The 2,380-nt window shown below is 63.4% G+C and carries 2 protein-coding genes and 2 pseudogenes; all 4 read right to left on the reverse strand.

Annotated features, from left to right (window positions below):
• Positions 1–215, reverse strand: a pseudogene (locus AHiyo1_RS25650) (hypothetical protein); the annotation flags it as partial.
• Positions 216–222: 7 nt separating this feature from the next.
• Complete coding sequence (gene nadD / locus AHiyo1_RS17275) at positions 223–843, reverse strand: nicotinate-nucleotide adenylyltransferase (RefSeq protein ID WP_059389356.1); 621 nt, start codon at positions 841–843, stop codon at positions 223–225.
• A 55-nt stretch (positions 844–898) separates the two neighbouring features.
• Positions 899–1,138: a hypothetical protein gene (locus AHiyo1_RS17280; protein WP_059389357.1), complete on the reverse strand. Its 240-nt coding sequence runs from the start codon at positions 1,136–1,138 to the stop codon at positions 899–901.
• A 79-nt stretch (positions 1,139–1,217) separates the two neighbouring features.
• Positions 1,218–2,380, reverse strand: a pseudogene (locus AHiyo1_RS17285) (glutamate-5-semialdehyde dehydrogenase); the annotation flags it as partial.

Below are 2,380 nucleotides of genomic sequence, written 5' to 3' on the forward strand. Positions count from 1 at the left end.
GCCTGGGAGGAACGTTCCGAGGCGGGTTTGGCGTCCAAGGGAGCATCTGCCACCCGGCGCACCCGATTGGCCGAGGCGCCGCCGGACGCGTGGTTGGCGTCGTCGGAGGTAACGGCCTCGGCTACCGCGGGACGTGCGCCTGTTTCTTCCAGGCGTGCGTCCCGGGCTCGTCGAAGCTCGCGCCGGCTAGGGATGGGGGGCTGTTCCTGGCTCATTCAAAACTCACTCGGTACGGGCTTGGTGTTCTGTTCCGGTCATAGCATGCAGGGGCTCCCCCATGCCGGGTTTGCCCGAGTACAGCTTGTATTTGGCGATGTACTGCACTACTCCGTCAGGTACGAGGTACCAGACCGGATTGCCTGCACCCACGCGGGCGCGGCAATCCGTCGACGAAATCGCCATGGCGGGCACTTCCAACAGACTGACGTCTTCCCTGCCCATGCCGTCAAGAACATGACCGGGCCTGGTGACACCGACAAAATGCGCCAAGGACCAAAGCTCGTCGACATCTTTCCAGGACAGGATCTGTGCCAGGGCGTCCGCGCCCGTGATGAAGAACAAGTCCGCATCCGGCCGCTGCGTCCGCAGATCCCGCAGGGTATCGATCGTGAAGGTGGGACCGGGGCGGTCCACGTCCACACGGCTCACCGTGAAATTGGGGTTGGAAGCCGTGGCAATGACCGTCATCAAGTACCGGTGCTCGGCTTCGCTGACTTGCTTGTGCGATTTCTGCCAGGGCTGTCCGGTGGGCACGAAGACCACCTCGTCCAAGCGGAACTTGGCAGCAACCTCACTGGCAGCAACCAAGTGGCCGTGGTGAATGGGATCGAACGTCCCACCCATCACGCCCAAGCGAAGTCGGCGCCCCGTTTTCTCGAAGGGTTTCGCGGCGGAAATGTTAGTGACCCAGCCCTGGGTGCTTGGCCGGGTGCTGGCGGTGCGGATCCGAGTGTTCTTCGACCGCGTCGTGACGGTTGCCAAGGTTCGTGTAGGAGACTGCCACAAACATCAGGACCAGCAGGATGCAGAACATGGAGACACCGAAAACCCAAGGTTCAGCCCACAACGGTGCCGGCGCTTCGGCTCCGCTCTCGCCCCCTTGCGTGAGAATTGAAATGGCGATCTGCTGAAACTGCATTTTCTCCCCTAGCGGTTCAAAGGATTTCGACGGCGGATCCTCCCGCCGTTCAGGACTTCTGTTCTATGTTACAGCGTTGCTAGGCGCGGACCTGGCCTTCACCCTGGACGATCCACTTCGTGGTGGTCAGCTCGGTCAGGCCCATGGGACCGCGTGCGTGCAGCTTCTGGGTGGAGATTCCCACCTCGGCGCCCAGCCCGAGTTCGCCGCCATCGGTGAAGCGCGTGGAAGCGTTCACGATGACCGCCGCCGAGTCGATGTCCGCAATGAACTTCTCAGCGTTCGCCAGATTGTTCGTCAGGATGGCCTCCGTGTGGCCGGTCGACCATTTGCGGATATGCGAGACGGCCTCGTCAAGGTTGTCCACCATCGCAACAGCGAGGTCAAGGTCCATGTATTCCGTAGCCCAATCGACGTCGTCGGCGGGGACCGTGTCCACGGAGCCGGACAGCGCCGCTTCAATCCGGGAGTCGACATGCAGGGTGACCCCGGCGGAACGAAGTGCGGCGGCGACCGCGGGCAGCACGGTGGATTTCGAGTGGACCAGGAGGGTTTCCACGGTGTTGCACACACTGGGGCGCTGGGTCTTGGCGTTGAGCAGGATGTCGACAGCCATCTCTTCGCTGGCGGACTCATCGATGAAGATGTGCACGTTGCCTTCGCCGGTCTCAATGACGGGCACAGACGAGTTGTTCACCACAGTCTGAATCAGGTCCCGTCCACCGCGGGGAATCAGCACGTCCACGCGGCCACGGGCACGCATCAGGACATTCGCGCCCTCGCGGCCGAACTCGTCCACGCTCTGGACGGCGTCGGCCGGCAGCCCTACGGATTCCAGCGCATCGCGGAGGATGGTCACAAGGGCTGCGTTGGTGTGGGCGGCAGCCGATCCGCCGCGCAGGATCACGACATTGCCGCTCTTCAAGGCAAGTCCGGCGATATCGACCGTGACGTTGGGGCGGGCCTCGTAGATCGCAGCGACTACTCCCATGGGCACGTTGACCTGGCGCAAGCGCAGGCCGTTGGGGAGGGTCTGGCCACGGACGACGTTGCCCACGGGATCCGGCAGACCCGCCAGGTTTTCAAGGGCGGCCACAAGGCCGTCGATGCGGGCAGGAGTCAAGGTCAGGCGGTCCAGCATGGCAACGGAGGTTCCGTTGTTGCGGCCGGACTCAACATCCTTCGCGTTGGCGGCGAGGATTGAATCCTGCTGTTCCCGGAGGCCGCGCCGATAGCGCGCAG

Source organism: Arthrobacter sp. Hiyo1, from assembly GCF_001263615.2.
GTDB lineage: Bacteria > Actinomycetota > Actinomycetes > Actinomycetales > Micrococcaceae > Arthrobacter.

Coding starts and splice junctions, on each gene's coding strand:
- nadD (WP_059389356.1), bottom strand. CDS start 843: ATGGGTGGGACGTTCGATCCCATTCACCACGGCCACTTGGTTGCTGCC.
- AHiyo1_RS17280 (WP_059389357.1), bottom strand. CDS start 1,138: ATGCAGTTTCAGCAGATCGCCATTTCAATTCTCACGCAAGGGGGCGAG.